Genomic DNA, 849 nt, shown 5'->3' on the forward strand with positions numbered 1-849 from the left:
CGAACGCCCCGCACCCGCCCCCGAACCGTCGCTGAGCAAAACCGTCGGCGAGCAGTCCACCACCTACCGCATCACCTTGCCCGCGTTGGAGGCCGCCAAGTTCGACGCCGCCCTGCAATCACACCGCGACGCGCTGATCAACGAACACATCAGCGACCACGGCCCCGACACCGACGGCGACACCCACGAACGCCGCGAGCGGCTCGGTGATCTGCGGCGCCAACCGCCGTTTCCCAGCCTCGGTGATGCGTTCCTGCGCCTGGTGGGCACCGGCTGGGACACCGAAGCCACCCGGCGCCCCCACGGCCAGCACACCACGGTGATCGTGCACCTCGACCTCGACAAGTCCGCCGCCTGGCCGCATCTGGGCCCGGTGCTCTCCGAAGCTGACCGGCAGTTGTTGTTGTGTGACACCGGCTGTGAAGTCTGGCTCGAACGAAACGGCCAACCCATCGGGGCCGGGCGCACCACACGGGTGATCAGCCGACGGCTACGCCGCGCCCTCGAGCACCGCGACCGCACCTGCCGGGTGCCCGGCTGCGGGGCCACCCGCGGACTGCACGCTCATCACCTTGTGCACTGGGAAGACGGCGGGCCCACCGAACTGGACAACCTGATCCTGGTCTGCCCGTATCATCACCGGCTGCACCACAGAGGCGAAATCACCATCACCGGACCCGCCCACCAACTACACGTCACCACCCGCGAAGGCGAACCGCTGCACCCCGGATCTTGTCGCTTATACAAATCTGACGCTGCCGACGAAGGCGTAGGTGTAGTGCTGGCTGGTCGCGGTAGCAGTAAAAAAAAAAAGACAGTGCACTAAGCGTAGAGTGCATACACAGAGAA

Annotated in this window: 1 protein-coding gene; it reads left to right on the forward strand. The window is 66.0% G+C overall.

What is annotated here, in order from left to right; all coding sequences use genetic code 11:
- On the forward strand, positions 1 to 826 hold an 826-nt coding region (locus CEX88_RS25775), incomplete at its 5' end, for an HNH endonuclease signature motif containing protein (RefSeq protein ID WP_141209862.1).
- Positions 827 to 849: the final 23 nt, after the last annotated feature.

This window comes from Mycobacterium neumannii (assembly GCF_002245615.1).
Classification (GTDB): Bacteria; Actinomycetota; Actinomycetes; order Mycobacteriales; family Mycobacteriaceae; genus Mycobacterium; species Mycobacterium neumannii_A.